The organism is Enhydrobacter sp. (assembly GCF_030246845.1).
GTDB lineage: Bacteria > Pseudomonadota > Alphaproteobacteria > Reyranellales > Reyranellaceae > Reyranella.
Genome location: NZ_CP126889.1, coordinates 4686196 through 4705335, shown reverse-complemented (window position 1 = coordinate 4705335; position 19140 = coordinate 4686196). Strand labels below are relative to the sequence as shown.

General features: G+C 66.6%; 21 protein-coding genes. 7 read left to right on the top strand and 14 right to left on the bottom strand.

The features are described from left to right. Nucleotides 1-30 precede the first annotated feature (30 nt). Nucleotides 31-690 (top strand): class I SAM-dependent methyltransferase, encoded by a 660-nt coding sequence (locus OJF58_RS23470; RefSeq protein WP_300780282.1) that lies wholly within the window; start codon nucleotides 31-33, stop codon nucleotides 688-690. A 9-nt stretch (nucleotides 691-699) separates the two neighbouring features. Here OJF58_RS23470 and OJF58_RS23465 read toward each other — a convergent pair whose 3' ends face one another. Beyond that, a complete protein-coding gene (locus OJF58_RS23465; RefSeq protein WP_300780280.1) occupies nucleotides 700-1188 on the bottom strand; it encodes a DUF192 domain-containing protein in 489 nt (162 codons plus the stop codon). 32 nt (nucleotides 1189-1220) lie between these two features. Further along, nucleotides 1221-1679 carry a cold-shock protein gene (locus OJF58_RS23460; RefSeq protein WP_300780279.1) on the bottom strand — a complete coding sequence of 153 codons (459 nt, stop codon included), beginning with the start codon at nucleotides 1677-1679 and terminating at the stop codon, nucleotides 1221-1223. A gap of 180 nt (nucleotides 1680-1859) precedes the next feature. Here OJF58_RS23460 and OJF58_RS23455 point away from each other — a divergent pair, with 180 nt between their 5' ends. Both OJF58_RS23455 and OJF58_RS23450 read left to right on the top strand, forming a co-directional pair. After that, complete coding sequence (locus OJF58_RS23455) at nucleotides 1860-2738, top strand: SDR family oxidoreductase (RefSeq protein ID WP_300780278.1); 879 nt, start codon at nucleotides 1860-1862, stop codon at nucleotides 2736-2738. A 165-nt stretch (nucleotides 2739-2903) separates the two neighbouring features. Beyond that, nucleotides 2904-3500, top strand: coding sequence for a hypothetical protein (locus OJF58_RS23450; protein ID WP_300780277.1), 597 nt, complete (start codon nucleotides 2904-2906; stop codon nucleotides 3498-3500). Nucleotides 3501-3503: 3 nt separating this feature from the next. On the opposite strand, the gene OJF58_RS23445 is transcribed toward OJF58_RS23450, so the two are convergent. Next, on the bottom strand, nucleotides 3504-5300 hold the full coding sequence (locus tag OJF58_RS23445; RefSeq protein ID WP_300780276.1) for an IlvD/Edd family dehydratase: 1797 nt from the start codon (nucleotides 5298-5300) through the stop codon (nucleotides 3504-3506). A 50-nt stretch (nucleotides 5301-5350) separates the two neighbouring features. Next, the gene (locus OJF58_RS23440; protein ID WP_300780275.1) at nucleotides 5351-6892 is read right to left on the bottom strand and encodes an FAD-dependent oxidoreductase; all 1542 of its coding nucleotides are present in this window, start codon (nucleotides 6890-6892) and stop codon (nucleotides 5351-5353) included. A gap of 68 nt (nucleotides 6893-6960) precedes the next feature. Between OJF58_RS23440 and OJF58_RS23435 the strand changes: the two genes are divergently transcribed. After that, nucleotides 6961-7902, top strand: a complete 942-nt coding sequence (locus OJF58_RS23435) for a sugar kinase (RefSeq protein WP_300780274.1) — start codon at nucleotides 6961-6963, stop codon at nucleotides 7900-7902. Here the strand turns inward: OJF58_RS23435 and eda are convergent. The 10 genes from eda to OJF58_RS23385 are packed head-to-tail and all read right to left on the bottom strand — an operon-like array spanning nucleotide 7877 to nucleotide 17026. After that, nucleotides 7877-8515, bottom strand: a complete 639-nt coding sequence (eda, locus tag OJF58_RS23430; protein ID WP_300780273.1) for a bifunctional 4-hydroxy-2-oxoglutarate aldolase/2-dehydro-3-deoxy-phosphogluconate aldolase — start codon at nucleotides 8513-8515, stop codon at nucleotides 7877-7879. The two genes, OJF58_RS23435 and eda, sit on opposite strands and share 26 nt — an antisense overlap. Nucleotides 8516-8517: 2 nt before the next feature. Further along, the gene (locus tag OJF58_RS23425; protein ID WP_300780272.1) at nucleotides 8518-9252 is read right to left on the bottom strand and encodes an SDR family oxidoreductase; all 735 of its coding nucleotides are present in this window, start codon (nucleotides 9250-9252) and stop codon (nucleotides 8518-8520) included. Nucleotides 9253-9267: 15 nt separating this feature from the next. Continuing rightward, on the bottom strand, nucleotides 9268-10224 hold the full coding sequence (locus OJF58_RS23420; RefSeq protein ID WP_300780271.1) for a TAXI family TRAP transporter solute-binding subunit: 957 nt from the start codon (nucleotides 10222-10224) through the stop codon (nucleotides 9268-9270). A 19-nt stretch (nucleotides 10225-10243) separates the two neighbouring features. Then, nucleotides 10244-10990: a Sir2 family NAD-dependent protein deacetylase gene (locus tag OJF58_RS23415; RefSeq protein WP_300780270.1), complete on the bottom strand. Its 747-nt coding sequence runs from the start codon at nucleotides 10988-10990 to the stop codon at nucleotides 10244-10246. After that, a complete protein-coding gene (locus OJF58_RS23410) occupies nucleotides 10960-11202 on the bottom strand; it encodes a hypothetical protein (protein WP_300780268.1) in 243 nt (80 codons plus the stop codon). Before OJF58_RS23410 ends, OJF58_RS23415 begins: the two co-directional genes overlap by 31 nt. A 4-nt stretch (nucleotides 11203-11206) precedes the next feature. Further along, nucleotides 11207-12001, bottom strand: a complete 795-nt coding sequence (locus OJF58_RS23405; protein ID WP_300780267.1) for an enoyl-CoA hydratase — start codon at nucleotides 11999-12001, stop codon at nucleotides 11207-11209. Between the two features lie 9 nt (nucleotides 12002-12010). After that, nucleotides 12011-13189, bottom strand: a complete 1179-nt coding sequence (locus OJF58_RS23400; RefSeq protein ID WP_300780266.1) for a CoA transferase — start codon at nucleotides 13187-13189, stop codon at nucleotides 12011-12013. Between the two features lie 21 nt (nucleotides 13190-13210). Next, complete coding sequence (locus OJF58_RS23395) at nucleotides 13211-14272, bottom strand: ABC transporter ATP-binding protein (protein WP_300780265.1); 1062 nt, start codon at nucleotides 14270-14272, stop codon at nucleotides 13211-13213. Further along, nucleotides 14269-16002 carry an iron ABC transporter permease gene (locus tag OJF58_RS23390; RefSeq protein WP_300780264.1) on the bottom strand — a complete coding sequence of 578 codons (1734 nt, stop codon included), beginning with the start codon at nucleotides 16000-16002 and terminating at the stop codon, nucleotides 14269-14271. Before OJF58_RS23390 ends, OJF58_RS23395 begins: the two co-directional genes overlap by 4 nt. A 1-nt stretch (nucleotide 16003) precedes the next feature. Next, nucleotides 16004-17026: an extracellular solute-binding protein gene (locus OJF58_RS23385; protein ID WP_300780263.1), complete on the bottom strand. Its 1023-nt coding sequence runs from the start codon at nucleotides 17024-17026 to the stop codon at nucleotides 16004-16006. 65 nt (nucleotides 17027-17091) lie between these two features. Between OJF58_RS23385 and OJF58_RS23380 the strand changes: the two genes are divergently transcribed. The 3 genes from OJF58_RS23380 to OJF58_RS23370 are packed head-to-tail and all read left to right on the top strand — an operon-like array spanning nucleotide 17092 to nucleotide 19137. Beyond that, nucleotides 17092-17703, top strand: coding sequence for a class I SAM-dependent methyltransferase (locus tag OJF58_RS23380; RefSeq protein ID WP_300780262.1), 612 nt, complete (start codon nucleotides 17092-17094; stop codon nucleotides 17701-17703). 57 nt (nucleotides 17704-17760) lie between these two features. Then, complete coding sequence (locus OJF58_RS23375; protein WP_300780261.1) at nucleotides 17761-17898, top strand: hypothetical protein; 138 nt, start codon at nucleotides 17761-17763, stop codon at nucleotides 17896-17898. Between the two features lie 6 nt (nucleotides 17899-17904). Next, nucleotides 17905-19137 (top strand): MmgE/PrpD family protein, encoded by a 1233-nt coding sequence (locus tag OJF58_RS23370; protein ID WP_300780260.1) that lies wholly within the window; start codon nucleotides 17905-17907, stop codon nucleotides 19135-19137. The last annotated feature ends 3 nt before the right edge of the window (nucleotides 19138-19140 follow it).

Below are 19140 nucleotides of genomic sequence, written 5' to 3'. Positions count from 1 at the left end.
GAGCGGCTCGCCCCGCCAACAGGAGAGACGATGAAAAGCTGGGCAAATGTCGGCGGTGCGCTCGCCGACTACGTCGATGACAACTGGCTGCGCGAGAGTCCGCTGAAGCGCCGCCTGCGCGAGGAGACGGCAAAAATGCCGCGCGCGGGCATGCAGATTTCCGCCCACCAGGGGCAGCAGATCGGCATCCTCGCCCGCGCGATCGGCGCGCGGCGGGCAATCGAGGTCGGTACCTTCACCGGCTATTCGTCGCTCTGCATTGCCGAGACGCTGCCCGAGGATGGCAAGCTCTGGTGCTGCGATGTCAGCACGGAATGGACGTCGATCGCCCGCCGCTACTGGAAGGAGGCCGGGCTCGACAAGCGCATCGAGCTCACGATCGGCCCGGCGCTGAAGACGCTCGACTGGCTTCTAGCGCAAGGTCTCGCCGGCCAGCTCGATCTCGCCTTCATCGATGCCGACAAGGAACAGTACGACGCCTACTACGAACGCTGCCTCAGGCTGATGCGGCGCGGCGGTCTCGTCCTGATCGACAATGTCCTGTGGGGCGGCTCCGTCGCCAACCTCGCCGACAACGACGACGACACGAAAGCCATCCGCGCGCTCAACGCCAAGCTGAGGACCGACGAGCGGATCGACCTCGCTCTGCTTGCGGTCGGTGACGGCATGACTTGCGCGCTGAAACGGTGAGGTCGCCCGTTACGCGTTGCCGAAGATCGGATGCCTGACCTTGTCGCCCGGCTTGATGCCGAGCAGGGCCGCCGTGCCGCCATTGATCTCGAGAACGGCACGGACGGGATACTCGCTGGGAATGGTGTCGGTCGAGAGTGGCTTGGCGTTGGCGTAGATGTGCCGGATGGTACCGTCTCCGGCGATGAACAGCATGTCGAGCGGGATCAGCGTGTTCTTCATCCAGAAGCTGACCTTCTGCTCGTGGTAGAAGTCGAACAGCATCCCCTCGTAGGGGCCCATCTGCTTGCGGAACATCAGCCCGTGCTCGCGCTGCGGTTCGGTGAGCGCCATCTCGACGTCGAACTTTATCTCGCGCGATCGGGTGACGATGACCAGCGACGAGCGCTCGTACTTGATCTCGCCGTCCTGGCTGCAGGCAACGCTCGCCGCCAGCATGACGGGGACAGCGAAAAAGAAGCGCCGCCCAAGCCGACGCGAGCCGAATCGAAACGCCATGACATCTTACTGCGCGTCAGCCAGGGTCGTGGTCAAGCCGCCCTGATCTCGGCGACCTGCAGGCCCTTCTGTCCCTCCACGATGCGCACCATCACCTTCTGGCCGGGCGTGAGCGATTCCATGCCATGGCGGCGCAGGACGGCCGCATGGATGAAGATGTCGCCCTCCTCCGCTTCGCGCGTCACGAAGCCGTAGCCGCGCTCGTTGTTGTACCATTTGACCAGAGCGGTGATGTAGTCGCCCATGGCAATGCCGTCCGGCACCGCGGGCGGCTTCGGCGCGACGGCGACCGCCGTCGATTGGTCGACGTCGAGGACCTTCATGACCTGCCAGCCCTTCGGGCCGCGCACGCCGGCGCACACGACCGTCGCTCCGGGTTTGAGATCCTCGTGCCCGGACTGTCGCAGTGTGGTCACATGCAGGAACGCGTCGCTGTTGTCACCGTCGAGGGCCAGGAAGCCGTACCCCTTGACGGCGTTGAACCACTTCACTCGACCACGCAGCTCAACCGAACCGACGTCCCCGCCTACTTCTCCCTGTTGGGTCGTCATTCAACGATCCCTTGTTGTTATGGCGGAAATCCTAGCAGTCCCGCAAAGGGGTGCAACAGCCCTTGTGCCTCTCGGGGTGGCCACGTTACGACAGACCGACTGAAGTGAAAGGACGGTACGGTGTTCAGATCAGACCTCTTCCAGGGAAGGCGCTTTCTGGTGACCGGCGGCGGGACCGGGCTGGGTCGCATCATGATGGAACGCTTCCTCGAGCTCGGCGCGGACTGCGTGATTTGCGGCCGGCGCGGAGCGGTGCTGGAAGAGACGGCCCGGGAGGTCATGGCCAAACATCCGGGCCGGCGGGTCGAGACGCATGTCGTCGACATCCGGGTCGCCGCGGCCGTCGAGGAGATGATCGACCGGATCTGGACCGGCGGACCTCTCGATGGACTGGTCAACAATGCTGCCGGAAACTTCATCGCGCAGACCAAGGACCTCAGTCCGCGCGCCTTCGACGCGGTCGCCAACATCGTGCTGCACGGCACGTTCTATGTGACCAATGCCTGCGGCAAGCGCTGGATTGCCGAGAAGCGCAAGGCGAGCGTGGTCAGTATCCTCACAACCTGGGTCTGGACGGGCAGCCCGTTCGTCGTGCCGTCGGCCATGTCGAAGGCAGGCGTCGCCGTGATGACGCAAAGCCTTGCAGTCGAGTGGGGCCATTACGGCATTCGCCTCAACGCCATCGCGCCCGGTCCCTTCCCCACCGAAGGCGCGTGGGCGCGGCTCAACCCGATGAAGGAGGATGACGATGCTCGCTACAAGGCGCGCAACCCGATGGGTCGCGTCGGCCGGCCAAGCGAACTGGCGAACATGGCCGCCTTCCTCATGAGCGACGAGGTCGCCTATATCAACGGCGAGGTGATCGCCATCGACGGCGGCATGGGCATCATGGGCAACGGCACCTTCTCGCACATGCTGTCCTACAGCGAGGACGACTGGCGCCGTATTCGCGAGCAAATCCAGGCCACCAATACGGCCGACAAGGCCAAGCGCAGCTAACCGCCTACGATTGATACAGACTGGCGGTGTGTCTTTTCCGCATCACCGATCCAAAATCGTCCGCCAGCTCCAATCGGCGCCGCCGGTGACGCCTCATTTGAGCCAAACTGTCGTGGTGGTTTGGGGCTCGGGTAAATCGAGTAGGTTTGGGACGAGGCGTCACTCGTGCAGTTCAGCGACAAGTCGGTCCGACCATTGCTGCGGCGCTTCCTTGCGGCCCGTTCGCTGCGTGTCGGAACGCTGGTTGCGGCGGCGCTGATCGGTTTGTGCGGGATAGCTGCAGCGCAAACCGTCCGCCAGTGGACCGGAACTGCGGCACTGACGCGCCAGCCGGCGCAGGTCTTCGCCAGCACCATGGCCGAATGGCGGAGCCTCTGGAGCCGCGTCGGCAGGGCGGCGCCCGACGTGTTCGAGCCGGGCCGCATGAGCGCCGTCGGCATTTTTCTGGGACAACGCGCCGGGCCTGGCTACTCGGTGAACATCCTGTCGGCCGGCCGCCGCCGCGACCGGTTCATGCTGATCTTCGAGGAGCGCGCGCCGGACGACGTGATGATGGCCGAGCGTACGCCACCCGCTCCGCATCCGGTCGCCGCCGGCCCGTCTTTCGCCCCCGGAGGCGCCGCCGCCTTCGTGCCGCAAGGGGTTGCCAGCCTTCCATCGGCGCCGGCGCGGCCGGTCGGACCTCCCACCTCTCCCTGGGCCATCGTCCTCCTCGATCGCGTCGACCTTCCGATAACCGTCGAGCAACGCCTGTTCCGCTGACCGCTAGTGCGAGTGCCGCGGTACACCTTTGGTCTGGGCGATGCGCTGGAAGTCGACGGCGAAGTCGAGACAGGCTCCGCTGGCAAGCTGCCCGACGAACTTGCGCTGCAGCTCCTGCCAGGGCGTCTGGCTCTCCTTGATATTGGGCCTCCACGCCGCCTTGCGTTTCGCCAGCTCGGCGTCGCTGACCAGGATGTTGGCGGTGCGCTTGCCGATATCGACACGGACCTTGTCGCCCGTCCTGAGCAGCGCGAGACCGCCGCCGACAGCCGCTTCCGGCGAGGCATTCAGGATCGACGGGCTCGCCGACGTGCCGCTCTGCCGACCGTCGCCCACGCATGGCAGCAGAAGGATGCCGCCCTTCACCAACCGATCCGGCGGCAGCATGTTCACGACCTCCGCGGCGCCCGGATAACCCACCGGGCCCACGTTGCGGATGAACAGGATGCTGTTCTCGTCGATCGGCAACTCGGGATTGTTGATCCGATGGTGATAATCCTCCGGCCCTTCGAACACGATGGCGGTGCCTTCGAAGGCGTCCTTGTCGCCCGGACGCTCCAGATATTTCTTGCGGAATTCCGCCGAGATCACCGACGTCTTCATGATCGCCGAATCGAACAAGTTGCCCGACAGGACGGCAAAGCCCGCCTGGTCGAGCATCGGCTTGTCGTACGACTTGATGACCTCGCCATCCGGTGCCGGCGCCTTCTTCACGTTCTCCGCCATGGTCTTGCCGGTGACGGTTACGGCATCGCCGTGGATCTTGTTCTTGCGCAGCAGCTCGGCCATCACCGACGGCACGCCGCCCGCGCGATGGAACGCCTCGCCGAGATACTTGCCGGCCGGCATGCAGTTCACCAGCAGCGGGATGTCGTAGCCGATGCGATCCCAGTCGTCGTTGGCGAGCTTCACGCCGACATGGCGCGCGATCGCGTTCACATGCGGCGGACAGTTGGTCGAGGCGCCGAGCGCGCTCGCGGCGACGATGGCGTTCTCGAAGGCTTTGCGCGTCAGGATGTCCGACGGTTTCAGATCTTCCCAGACCATGTCGACGATGCGCTTGCCGGTCTCGTAGGCAATCTGTCCGCGCTCGCGATAGGGACCGGGGATGGCGGCGCAGCCCGGCAGCGACATGCCGAGCGCCTCCGCCATGCTGTTCATCGACAGCGCCGTGCCCATGGTGTTGCAGTGCCCGACGCTGGGTGCGCTGCCCGCCACCCACTCGAGAAACTTCTGCAGGTCGATGCGGCCGGCGGCGAGCTCCTGGCGGGCATACCAGACGATGGTGCCGGAGCCCGCGAGGCCGCCGGCGAAATGGCCGTCCAGCATCGGCCCGCCGGAGAGCACGATGGCCGGAATGTTGACGGTCGCCGCGCCCATGATCATGGCCGGCGTGGTCTTGTCGCAGCCGGTCGTCAGCACGACGCCGTCGAAGAAGTAGCCGTAAAGGCATTCGACGAGGCTGAGATAGGCGAGGTTGCGGTCGAGCGCCGCGGTCGGCCGCTTGCCCGTCTCCTGGATGGGATGGACCGGGAACTCGATCGGGATGCCACCCGCGTCGCGGATGCCGTCCCGCACCCGGTGCGCCAGTTCGATGTGATGCCGGTTGCAGGGCGAGAGGTCGCTGCCGGTCTGGGCGATGCCGATGATAGGCCGGCCGCTGTGCAGCTCGGAAAGCGTCAGGCCGAAATTCATGTACCGCTCGAGATAGAGCGCGGCCATTGTCGGATCGCCGGGCGCGTCGAACCATTCGCGACTGCGCAGGCGTCGTTGTCCGTTGCTCTTCTTGCTGGCGGTCATTCGTTTCCTCCGATCCCGGGCAACGAGCGTGCGAGATCGGAGGTCGAAGATCAAGCCGATGGCGCCGCCCGGGTGCGTTCCAGCGCCACTTCCTCCCGCAGGCTCGCGATGTCGCGAAAGATCGAGGCGACGGCGAGCGTGCGCCCCTTCGACTTGTAGCGCACGAGACAGTCCTTGCCGGCGATATCGCCATCGACCGCGAGCTCGTCCCAGCGCTCGGCATGGCCGAGATAGTTGATGGGCATGTCGTAGTGCTGGCTCCAGAAGAAGGGGACGGCGTCGAATTCCTCGCGCTGCCCCAGCATGTTCAGCACGGCGGTCTGCCCTTGCCGCTCGGCCACCACCCAGTGCTCGACACGGATCGCCTCGCCGCCGTGGGCGTCCGGCCAGCGGACGATGTCGCCGGCGGCAAAGACGCCGGGCGCGCTCGTCTCGAGGAAGGCATTCACGACGACGCCACGGTCGATCGCCAGACCCGCTTTCTCGGCAAGCTCGATGCGCGGGCGGACGCCCACGCCCATCACCACGAGATCCGCCTCGAGTGCCGCGCCGCCTTTCAGTCGGACGCGCTTGCCGTCGATCGCCACCGGGGCGTCCTCGAGATGGAAGACGACGCCATTCTCCTCGTGCAGGCGGCGCACGAGATCACCCATATCGGGTCCCAGAATCCGCTCCATCGGCCGCTTCTCCGGGGCCACGACATGGACCTCGATCTTCCGTGCCCGCAGCGCCGCCGCGACCTCGAGGCCGATGAAACTCGCGCCGATCACGACCGCGCGATGCGCGACCTTGGCCCGCTCGATGATGGCCCGACTGTCCGCGAGCGAGCGCAAGGTATGGACATGCGGTTCGCCGGCGCCGGGAATGTTCAGGCGGATCGGCTCGGCGCCGCTCGCCAGAAGCAGCCGGTCGTACGGTACGCTGCCGCCGTCGGAGAGCTGAACCTCTCGCCTGCGCGGATCGATGCCGGTGACATTGATCCGCAGCCGGAGGTCGATCGCGTTCTCGGCGTAGTAATCATCCGACCGCAGGGGCACCCACTCCTCGGGAGCGTTTCCGGCCAGATAATCCTTGGAAAGGTTCGGCCTGTCGACGGGGGCCGCATCGTCGTCGCTCAGCATGACGATGCTGCCCTGGTACTGCCGCCGCCTCAGCATCTCGGCGGCGGCAAAGCCGGCTGCCCCGCCGCCCACGATGACGATCCGCCCCGGTGGTTCCGCCGTCCCCGCTCGCGGGGCAGGCCTGGAGGCAGGCTTCTTCTCCGTCACGAAGATCTTGCCGTCGCGTTGCTGCACGGACCAGCAGTCGAGCGGGTTCAAGGCCGGGGCACGCACCGCCTCGCCGGTGCGCAGGCTGAAGCAGGCATGATGCCAGGGACAGCGTACCGTGCCGTCGACGACAAGCCCCTCGGCCAGCGGCCCATGGTAGTGCGTGCAATGGGCCCCGACGGCGAACACTTCCCGGCCTTGCCGGGCGAGCAAGACCTCCTCGTCGCCGACATGGCCGACCAGCATGGCGCCGTCGGCGAGATCGGCGAGAGGAATTCCCTGCGTCAGGTTGGGCCCGGCGGGCTTGGCCTGGTCTTCTGCCATGGAGACCTCCCTGTCGATAGCGCAACATCCTTGAGTGCCATCCAACGACATGGGTAACCTCGGGCGGCATGTCCACCTCCCCTTCCATCGTCTGCCTCGGCGAGCCTTTGATCGAATTCAACCGGCCGCGCGAGGGTGATGGCCGCACCTGGATTCAGGGCTTCGGCGGCGACTCCCAGAACGTGGCGATTGCCGCCGCACGCCAGGGCGCCTCCGCGGGCTATATCACCAGCCTCGGCCAGGACTGGATGGGCGACGCCTTCCTGGAACTCTGGAAAGGCGAAGGCGTCGATGCTTCGAGGGTGAGCCGCCACCCTGACGCGCCGACCGGCGTGAGCTTCGTCACCCACACCGCGGCGGGGCACAAGTTCGACTACCTGCGCAAGAACTCGGCGGCATCGCTGATGCAGCCCGAGACCTTGCCGGCCGACTACATTGCCGGCGCGCGCTTTCTCCATCTGTCCGCCATCGGCCAGGCGATCAGCGAGAGTGCGCGCGCGACCAGCGATGCGGCCATCGCCGCCGCGCAAGCCGCCGGCGTCAAGATCTCCTACGACACGAACCTGCGCCTGCGGCTTTGGGATCTCGACACGGCGCGCCGCACAATCGACGCCACCGCCGCCCGCTGCGACATCGTTCTGCCGAGCCTCGACGATTCGCGGCAGCTCACCGGCCTCGAGGCGCCCGACGCCATCGTCGATTTCTATCTCGGGCTCGGTGCACGGCTGGTGGCTCTGAAGATGGCGGGCGAAGGCTGCCTGATCGCCACGGCGCACGAGCGGCTCCGCCTCGCGCCCCATCCCGTGATCCCGGTCGATGCCACCGGTGCCGGCGACACGTTCGACGGCGCATTCCTGGCACGCCTCCTGGCGGGCGATGATCTGGAGAGCGCCGCAAGATATGCCAATGTCGCGGCCGCACTTTCGACGCAAGGCTATGGCGCGGTCACGCCCATTCCGCGCCGGGCCGAGGTTCTGGCGGCACTCAAGGGTGCGCCGGCCCCCGCTTGAGCCTGGCCGCCGCCGCGGCCAACCGTTCGATTGCGTCCCATTGCCCGGCGGCCATCGCGGCACGAGGCGCCACCCACGAGCCGCCGACACAAGCCACGTTCGGCAGGGCGAGATAAGCCGCTGCGTTTTCCTGATCGATGCCGCCGGTCGGGCAGAACCGGATATCGGGCAGCGGCGCTGCCACCGCTTTCAGCCAGCCGGCGCCGCCGGCCGAACCGGCCGGAAAGAACTTCAGGATGCGAAAGCCCTGCTCGGCAAGGGTCAGCGCCTCCGACACCGTCTGCGCGCCCGGCAGGAAGGGCAACCCGCTCTTCCCCGCTGCGGCCGCCAGGGCTGGCGTGCAGCCTGGGCTGACACCGAAGCGCGCGCCTGCCGCCCGGACCCGATCGAGCTGACCCTCCTCCAGGACCGTGCCGGCCCCGACGATCGCGTCGGGCACATCGGCGGCAATCACCTTCAACGCCTCGAATGCGGCTGCCGTGCGCAAGGTGATCTCCAGCACGGGCAGCCCGCCCTTGACGAGGGCCCGCGCCAACGGAACCGCATCCACGACCCGGTCGATCGTGAGCACCGGAATCACCGGCGCACATGCCATGATCGCCGCGATATCCATCGTCAGATGCTCCAGCCGCCGTCGATGACGTTCACCGTGCCGGTCGTGAAGGCCGACTCGTCGCTCGCGAGATAGACCGCCAGCGCCGCCACCTCCTCCGCCGAGCCGAAACGGCCAGTCGGCTGACGTTGCAGGAAGAACCGGCGGGCGTCGGCGCCACCGCCCAGACCGGCGATCCGCTCGTCGAGTGACGGGGTCTGTACCGTGCCCGGGCAGATCGCGTTGCAGCGGATGCCCTTGCTCACATAGTCGACGGCGACCGACTTCGTGAGCCCGATCACGGCGGCCTTCGTCGTCCCGTAGACGAAGCGCAAGGCGGCGCCCTTCACGGAAGAGGCTGCCGACGACATGTTGATGATCGAGCCGCGCCCCATGGCGAGCATCGGCGGCAGGAATGCCTGGATCGTCCAGAACATGCTGCGGACATTAAGGTCGAAGGCGAGGCGCCACTCCTCGTCGGTCGCCTCCAGCACCGTGCCGTGATGGACGAAGCCTGCACAGTTGAAGAGGACATCAGCGGTGCCGACCTCCTTCGCAAGCGCCTCGATGGCCCGCTTGTCGAGGACGTCGAGCTTGCGCGTCTGGATGTTGCCCGCACCGGACAGGACCTCCAGCTTTGCCGCGTCGACATCGGTCGCCCAGACCGAGGCCCCTTCGCGGGCGAAGGCGCGCGCGGCCGCGAGCCCGATCCCCTGACCTGCCGCCGTCACCACGCAGACCTTGCCGTTCAGCCGCATCCCTGCCTCGCTCTCCTAGTTGATCAGGCCTTTTTCCTTGTAGAACCTTTCGGCGCCGGCATGCAGCGGAATGGAGACGCCAACGAGGGCGGTCTCGAGCCGGATGTCGCGGCCGATCGCCGGCCCCGAATCCAGAAGCTTGCGCGTTGCCGGCGCCCAGAGTGCGGCCGTGATCTCGTAGATCAGGTCGGCAGGTTGCTTGCTCGATGTGATCCAAAGGGCATGGACATCGATCGTCTGCGCGCCGGTGACGCCCTTGTAGGCGTTGTCGGGGATGACGCCTGCGACGAAGAACTTGTGCCGGGCGGTCAGCGCCGCCGCCTGCGGGCCGGCGATCGGCACGAGGTCGAAGCCCAGGCTCGCCGCGAGGTCGGCGATCGTGCTCTGCGGCCAGCCGCTGACATTGAAGAAGGCATCCAGGGCGCCGGCCCTCAGCCCGTCCGCCGCCTGTTGGACCGGCAGGTACACTGCCTCCAGTTCCCGTTCGCTCAAGCCATAGGCGGCAAGAATGATGCGCGCGTCCGCCAGGGTGCCCGAGCCCGGCTCGTCGAGCGACACGCGCTTGCCGCGCAGGTCGGCGACCGACTTTATGTCCGAGCCCTTGCGCGCCACGAGCTGGATGCTTTCGGGATAGAGATTCGCGATGGCCCGCAAGGTCTCGATCCGCGGCCGACCTTCGTAGAGGCCCGTACCGCTATAGGCCCAATGCGCGATGTCCGACTGAACAAACGCCGATTGCGCCGTACCGGCCTCGACAGCGGCAACATTGGCCACCGAACCGCTCGAGGCGATGGTCGCCGCAACCATGGCCGGAGGGTTCGAAATCGCGCTGGCGACGAGGCCGCCGATCGGGAAATAGGCGCCGGCCGTGCCGCCGGTCAGGATGCGGAAGTAGGTGACGTCATCGGCCTGTGCCGCGGCCGTGCCGGCGAGACCGATCGCACCGGCGAGGACCGATCTGCGCGTGATCATGACGGCCGTTGCCGCGCACCTAGTTGACGCCGACGACGCGGCTCATCGTGGGGCCGATCTCGGCGTGGATGACCAGGTCGGCATCATCGTCCTGGTCCGTGGGATCGCGATTGACGATCGCCAGCTTCGCTCCGTTGCGCCGGGCGATCTGCGGGAAGCCGGCCGCGGGATAGACCACGAGCGAGCTGCCGAGCACGATGAAGAGGTCGCACGAGGTCGCCTCATGCTGGGCGCGCGCCATGGCGATCTCCGGCATTGCCTGGCCGAACGAGATGGTCGCGGTCTTCACCAACCCCTCGCACTTGCTGCAGACCGGCAGCTCACCCTTCTCGAGAAAGGCCTGCTTGATCGGTTCCAGCTCGTGGCGCTGGCCGCAATCCAGGCAGCTTGCATAGGTCGTATTGCCGTGAAGCTCGATGACCTTGGAGTCCGGCACGCCGGACCGCTGGTGCAGGCCGTCGACATTCTGCGTGATGACGGCACTCATGCGCCCCTGCTCGACCAGCTTGGCGAGGGCGCGATGGCCGGCATTGGGCTCCGCCTTCAGCACCGTCTCGTCGGTCGCGAACTTGCGGCGCCAGGCTTCCCGCCGCATCTCCTCCGACGAGACGAAGTCGTCGAAGTAGATCGGCTGGTACTTGGTCCAGATGCCGCCCGGCGAACGGAAATCCGGGATGCCCGACTCCGTCGAGATGCCCGCCCCGGTGAAGGCGACGATGCGATTGGCCGAGGCGATCAGATCGTGCAGCTGCTGGATACCGTCCATGTTCCCTCCTGCCATCCGATCAGGGCGAAGGCACGGCGCCATTGTGCCCGGAAACGCTTCCCCTGGCGACGCGGATCGCCCGCCAGATGGTCGTCCGAGGTCTCGGAGCGGCGGCGCCGCCGCACGCCCATCGTCGCGCGGATGTCTTCGAAGGTCGCCGCCGTTTCGCCCCCCGCCGAAGCCTCGGCGATGGCCGGAAAGGGGTCGGTCACGCGGTCAGCGACCCTTGAAGACCGGCTTGCGCTTTTCCATGAAGGCGCGGCGGCCCTCGACGTAGTCTTCGGAGGCGAAGCATTCGCCGACGAGTTGCGCCACGCTGTGGAAGTCGGGCTTGCCGTCGAGCCGCGTCAGCTCCTCGACCGTGCGCTTCACGGCATGCATGGTAAGCGGTGCGTTCTCGCCGATGCGCCTGCAGTAGTCGTCGACATAGGCGTCGAGCTCGGCGTCCGGCACGACGCGGTTGACCAGCCCCATGGCCAAGGCCTCCTGTGCGCTGAACAGCCGACCAGTGTAGAAGATCTCCTTGGCGTAGGACGGGCCCACGACATTCATCAGCGCATTGATGCCCGCCGCCCGGTAGCCGAGCCCGAGCTTGGCGGCCGGCACGCCGAACCTGGCGTTCTCCGAGGCGATCCGGATGTCGCAGGTGAGCGCGATGGCCACGCCGCCGCCCACGCAGTAGCCGCGGATGCGGGCGATCGTCGGCTTGGGGAACCTCACCAGACGGGAGTTCGCCACCTCGCCGATCTTGTCGTAGTGGGCGACCTGCTCGGGCGTGGCACGCGCCTGCTCGAACTCCGAGATGTCGGCGCCCGAGACGAACGCCTTGTCGCCGGCGCCGGTGACGATCATCACCCGGATGGCCGGATCCTTCTCGAATTCCTCGAGGATCACGGGGATGGCTTCCCACATGTCCGAGGACGTGGCGTTGTGACGTTCCGGCTTGTTGAAGATCAGGCGGCCGATCGGGCCGTCCTTCTCCGCGATCATCCGGGATGTGGGACTGATCATGCTCGCTCCTCAGATCACGCCGCGCTTGCGGAAGTCGGCGATCGCCGCTGCATCGTAGCCCGCCTCCTTCAGCACCTCTTCCGTGTGCACGCCCTGCTCCGGCGTCGCCGAGCGCATCTCGAACGGCGTGCGGTTCATGTTGATCGCCTGCCCGATCAGCTCGATGTCGCCGAGCTTGGGCGATTTCACCGGATGGGCCATCTTGAGATGCTTGACCTGCGGGTCGGCGAACATCTCGTCCATCTTGTAGATCGGACCGGCCGGCACGCCGGCGTCGTTCAGGAGCTTGACCAGATCGGCACTGCCGAACCGGCCGGTGCGCTTGTTGATCTCCTCGTTCAGGAGATCGCGGTTCGTCGCCCGCGCCTTGTCGGTGGCGAAGCGTTCGTCGGTCTCCAGCTCGGGAGCCTCGATCGCCTTGCAGAAGCGCCTGTAGATGTGGCCGCCGGACGCCGCGATGTTGATGTAGCCGTCCCTGGTCTTGAACACGCCGGTCGGGATCGAGGTGGGATGGTTGTTCCCGGCCTGGCCCGGGATGTCGCGAGCGACGGTCCAGCGCGCTGCCTGGAAGTCGCACATCGAGATCATGGCCTGCAGCAGCGAGGTCGAGATCCATTGTCCCTGGCCCGAGCTTTCGCGCTCGAGCAGCGCGATCAGGATGCCGATGGCACAGTGAAGGCCCGCGCCGACATCGGCCACCGCGATGCCGGCCCGCACCGGTCCCTGTCCCGGCATGCCAGTCACCCACATCAGCCCGCCCATGCCCTGGGCAATCTGGTCGAAGCCGGCCCGTTCGGCATAGGGGCCGTCCTGGCCGAAGCCCGAGATCGAGCCCAGCACGATCCGCGGGTTGACCTTCTTCAGGCTCTCGTAGTCGATGCCGAGACGGAACTTCACGTCGGCCCGATAGTTCTCGACCACCACGTCCGCCTTCTCGACGAGCTTCATGAAGACGGCGCGGCCATCGGGCTCCTTGAGGTTGAGCGTGATCGACCGCTTGTTGCGGTGGAGATTCTGGAAGTCCGGTCCGTGCCGGGGACCGCCCATGTCCATGTCGCCGGCGCCCGGCGGCATCTCGATCTTGATGACGTTGGCGCCCCAGTCGGCGAAATAGCGCACCGCCGTCGGACCGGCGCGCACCCGCGTCAGGTCGAGCACGGTAAAGCGGGCAAGCGGTCCTGCGGTCATTGGCTCACTCTCAACAAGTTGCTACTCAAGACGTACCATGCCGGCCGGATCGATCACCAGCCAGACCCGGCTGGCGGGCGCGAACACGGTCGCGGGCGGCGTCGACACCCGCAGCGCCTTGCCGCCCGACAAAGGCCTCACCTGATAGTCCCAATACTCGCCGAGGTACGACCGCCCCACGATCTCGGCCTCGACCGTCAGGCTCGGGCCGGCCGTCTTCTCGCGCGCGAGCTGGATGGATTGCGGCCGCAAGGAATACAGGAGTGCACCATGGCCGTTGGCGCCGTCGAGCGCGGCGGCGGGAGCCGTGAAGCCGTCGAACACGATATCGGCGCCGCGGCGCTGCCCCTCGAGAAAGTTGGTGCGACCGATGAAGCCCGCCACGAAGCGGCTCCTGGGACGGGCGTAAAGCTCCTGCGGCGGGTCGATCTGCTCGACGCGACCCTTGTTCATGACGACGATGCGGTCCGACGTCACCATGGCCTCGGCCTGATCATGCGTGACATAGACAGTGGTGATCCTGAACTCGTCGTGCAGGCGACGGATCTCGAACCGCATCTCCTCACGCAGGTTGGCATCGAGGTTGGAAAGCGGCTCGTCGAGCAGCAGGATCTCGGGCTCGACGACGATCGCGCGCGCGAGCGCCACGCGCTGCTGCTGCCCACCCGACAGTTCCGCCGGGTATCGCTCCTTGAGGGCGCCGAGCTGGACAACCTCCAGGATCCTGTCGACCCGGCGCGCGATCTCCGCTTTCGGCAGCTTGCGGACCTGCAGGCCGAAGCCGACATTCTCGCCGACGGTCATGTTGGGCCAGATCGCGTAGCTCTGGAAGATCATCGACATGCGCCGCTTTTCCGGCGGCACGACACTCGTCGCTGTGGAGATCGGCTGGCCGTCCATCTCGATCACGCCGTCGCTCGGCGGCACGAACCCCGCGATCATGCGCAGCGTCGTGGTCTTCCCGCAGCCCGAAGGCCCGAGCAGAGAGACGAACTCGCCCTTGGCGAGCTCCAGCGAGAAGTCGGCAACGGCGTCGACGGTGCCGTAACGCCGCGCGAGGTTCCGCAGTACCAGCTTGCTCATGTCGCGCTACGCCTCAGCATGAAGTCCCGCCCGATCGCGCGCTGGCCGATCCAAAGCAGAGGCAGGGTGAGGAGCTGCAGGATGAGCGCGAGGGCGGCAAGATACTCGAAATTCCCCTCCTCGCTCATGTCGAAGATCATGACCGACACCACTTTTGTATTCGGGCCGTAGAGGAAAATCGCCGATGACAGCTCGCGCGTTGCCGGGATGAACATCAGCAGCCAGGCGCCCAGCAGGCTGCGTTTCAACAGCGGCGCCACGACGCGGCGCATGGCCGTCAGCCGGCCGCCGCCCAGGACGCGGACGGCCTCCTCCATCTCGGGATTGAGGCTGCGGATGGCGGCGCTGGCGTTCACATAGCCGATCGGCAGGAAGCGGGCGGTGAAGGCCAGGATCAGGATCCAGGCAGTGCCGTACAGCGCAAGCGGCGGCGGCGCATAGGCGGAGTAGAAGCCGATGGCCAGCACGACGCCCGGGATGACGAAGGGAGCGACGCACAGAAAGCCGAGAATGCCGGCGAACGGCACGATCCGCCGCGCCACGATATAGGCCACGCCGAGGGCGACCACGACGCCGAGGGTCGCCGCGGCACCGCCGAAAAGGAAGCTGTTGAGCACGGAGTGCGCCGCCGTCGCGTGCTCGAACAGGACGAACCTGAAATTCCTGAGCGAAAGATTGTCGAGGGAAAATCCCCGTCCCCATGCCTTGGCAAAGGCCGCCTGCAGCAGGAAGACGTAGGGCAGGAAGACCGACAGGGCGGCGACCAGCATGGCATAGGCGAACAGCACCCATCGCCAGGGGCCGAGCGCCAGCGGGCGCCGCTCGCCGCCCTTGCCGGTCAGCGCGACGAATCCGCGGCGGCGCGTCAGGAGGCGCTGCACCAGCACCAGGAGAACGGTGACGCCCAGCAGAGGCATCGCATAGGCCGCCGCGACCTCGACCCGGACGGGATTGCCGAAGAACTGGAAAAGCTGCGTGGTGACGACGTTGAACCTCGCCGGAATGGCGATCATGGCGGGCGAGGCGAAGAGCGCGATCGCCTCCAGGAAGCAGATAATCAGGCCGCCCAGGATCGCCGGCAAAGCAAGCGGCAGGGTGACCCGGCGCATCGTGAGCCACGTGCCCGCCCCCAGAACATTGGCGGCGTCCTCCATTTCCGACGAGACGAGCTCCAGCGCCGCGCTCGTGAAGATGAAGACATAAGGATAGGAATAGAGCGCGACGACGGCGACGAGCCCGGGAAAGCTGTAGATGTTGAACGGGCCTTCATCGGCGCCGGTCAGAAGGACGTAGAATCGGTTGAGCCAGCCGGCGTTGGGTCCGGCGAGCAGAATCCAGGCCACCGCGCCGGTATAGGGCGGCGTGATGAAGGTCGCCAGCACGAGGGCGCGCACCAGCCCCCGCCCCGGCATGTTCGTGCGCGACACCGCCCAGGCGAGCGGCACGGCGAAGATGCCGGCAAGCAGTGCCGCGCCAGCGCCCAGCTCGAGCGAATTCACCAGCGCCTGCACGTAGCGCTCGCGGCCATAGGCGGCCGCGTAGTTGCCCCAGGTGAAGCCGCCGGTATCCTCCGACCGGAAGCTGGTGGCGACCAGGTGGACGAAGGGACTCACCACCAGGAACAGCAGAACGGCGATGATGCCGGTCCACAGCAGCCAGGACGAATCCCATCGGCCCAGACGCGTGGTCGCGGCCGGCTTGGACGGAAGGGCAGGCGCGGAGACAGCCACGTCAGTTGCCGAACGTATCGCGCCAGTCCTCGATGGCCTCGGGAATGCCCTTGTAGATCTGCTGCACCGTGGGATGGATGGCCTTGACCTCGCTGACGGGCTTCTCGCCCTTCGCTACCGGAACTTCCGGCCGCATCGGCACGCCGAAGTGCTTGACGTTGATCTTGGCCGCGTCGATCGAATAGAGATACTCCATAAAGAGGCGCGCGGCATTGGGGTGCTTTGTGCCCTTTATGATCGCCGAGGGTGCGATGATGAGGACCGCGCCGTCCGAGGGATAGACGATCGACAGCGGGTTGCCGCGCGCGGCGCTGAACATCGTCGAGCCGTCCGCACCGGCCGCGACCTCGCGCTCGCCGGCATTCAACGCCGTCACCGTGTCATTGATGGAGCGGCCGATCTGCGGCTTGTTCTTCTCCAGCTTCTTGAAGAAATCCCAGCCGTACAGCAGCTTCATCTGCAGCACCCACGTCCCGACGTAGCCGGAGAACCCGGGATGTCCGGTGGAGATCTTGTCCTTCCACTTGGGATCGAGGAGATCCGTCCACTTCTTGGGCGCCTCCTCCGGCTTCACCTTCGATGAGTTGTAGGTGATGAGCACGAAGCCGGCCGATGTCGTGTGGAAGTAGCCGTCGGGGTCGAGATTGCGGAACACTTCCGTGATCTTGGATGCATCCTCCGGCGTGTATTTCTCGAGATGTCCCTGCGCCTTCAGGCGCACCAGATGGCCGATGTCGGTCGACGAGAAGACATCGCAGATGGTCTGCCCGTTCTTGATGTCCTGCGTCAGGCGCTGATACGCCACCTGCGCGGTGGTGCGCACCACGTTGACCTTGATGCCATGCAGCTTGGTGAAGGTGGCGCCGAGCTCCTCCGCCCCTTCCGACGTATAGTGCGAGACGTACCAGGTGATCTCGCCTTCCTTCTTGGCGGCTTCCTCGAGCTGTTTCATGTCCGCACGGGCGGACAACGGCCCCAGCGCCAAGGCGACGGTGGCGACAACAAGAGCGGCAAACGCTTTCATGCGAAAGATTCCTCCCGGAACGCGGCGTTGTTATTGTCGACCTCGATAGAATCATATCGACCGCAATGTCAAAAGCACAGGACCGCAGCGCGGGTTGGGCCGCTTATTATCGACAACTGCGCGCCCGGCCGCCCCGGCGCACCCTGCTCGCCGCCCTCGACCGCTTCGGCGTGCCGGACGCGGACGCGGTCGCGGTCGATCTCGGCTGCGGCGACGGGCGGGACACGGTCGAAATTCTGCGGCGCGGCTGGAACGTTGTCGCGGTCGACGCGGAGCCTGAAGCCTTGCGTCAGCTCTCCGCCCGCGACCTGCCCGGCGCCGAGCGGATGACGACCGTGCTGGCGCGCCTCGAGGACGTGCCGCTGCCGATCGGCGTGCGGCTCGTGAACTCGAGCTTCGCCATGCCGCTTTGCGAACCCGATCGGTTTCGCGATCTGTGGTCGCGAATCCGCGACGCTCTCCCCGCCGGTGGTCGTTTCAGCGGCCAATGGTACGGCGTGCGCGACTCGTGGGTCGGCCGGCCGGGCATCACCTTCCTGCAGCGCCGCGACGCGGAGGCCATGCTCGAAGGGCTCGAGGTCGAGATGTTCGAGGAAGAGGAAGCCGACGGCGTCACGCCGCGCGGCAATGCCAAGCATTGGCATATCTTCCATGTGGTGGCGTGCAAGCCCGGCTAGTGGACAAGGCGGTCGGGTTTTCCGACACTCCGGCTGTCGACATCCAATGGAGGCAACATGGCCGCCGCGCAATCTTCTGTCGCGTCGCGCGACGTTCCCGTCACGGCCGAAATCGCCAAACGGGCCGCTTGTCTGAGCTGGCGCGATCTGCCGGACGACCTGATCGAGCGCACCAAGCAGTGCCTGCTCGACTAGTTCGCCGTGACCGTCCCGGGCGCGCAGGAGGAGCTGACCGACATCCTGGTCGCCGAGGCGCGCGAGGACGGCGTCTCGGGCAAGGCGAGCCTCGTCGGCCGGCGCGAGACGACCTCGCCTGCCACGGCCGCGCTCATCAATGGCGCCGCAAGCCACGCCCTCGACTATGACGACGTGAACTTCGCCATGGGCGGCCATCCGACGGTGACCGTGGTGCCTGCCCTGCTGGCGCTCGGCGAGCAGATCAAGGCATCCGGCCGGCTCTTCATCGAAAGCTTCGTCGCGGGCTACGAGACCTCGGGCCGCGTCGGACGGCTGGTCGCACCCAGCCACTACCAGAAGGGCTTCCATGTCACCGGCACCGTCGGCTCTTTCTCTGCCACCGCTGCTGCCGGCCGCATGCTGGGCCTGACCGAGAAGCAGCTCGCCGTCGCCTTCGGCATCGCCGCCACGCAAGCGGCCGGCCTGAAGTCGAACTTCGGCACGATGTGCAAGCCGCTGCATGCCGGCACGGCGTCGGAGCACGGCCTGCGCGCCGCCCGCCTCGCCGCCAAGGGCTTCACCGCCCGCGGCGACTCGCTGGAATGCGACCAGGGCTTCGCGTCCTCGCAGAGCGATGATTTCCATGCCGACTCCGCGCTCGGCGAACCGCCGTCGGGCTGGCATCTGCGCAACAATCTCTTCAAGTACCATGCCGCCTGCTATCTCACGCACGCGCCGATCGAGTGCGCCAGGGAGATCCGGCTGAAGAACAATTTTCCGCCCGAGCGGGTACGCAAGATCCTGCTCCGGATCGATGCGGGCGCGGACAGGGTCTGCAACATCCCTCACCCGACCACCGGCCTGGAGGCGAAATTCTCGCTCCGCCAGACGGTGGCGATGGCGTTGACGGGCGTCGACACTGCCAATCTTGCCTCCTATACGGAAGCCGTCACCCGGGAGCCCCGCATCAGAACGCTGCGCGAGAAGATGGCGATCGAATTCAAGCCCGACTGGGTACATTCGCTGGCCGAGATGGCGATCCAGCTCGACGACGGGACCACCCTCGAGGCTTCGCACGATTCGGGCCTTCCCTGGGCCGATATCGGCAAGCAACGCCAGGCGCTCGAAGCCAAGTTCGACAGCCTGGTGACGCCGGTGCTCGGGACAGCGGGTGCCAAGCGCCTGCGCGATACGATCGACCGCATCGACAGCCTCGGCGATGTGGGCGAGCTTGCGCGCGCCTCGGCCAGGACTTGATGG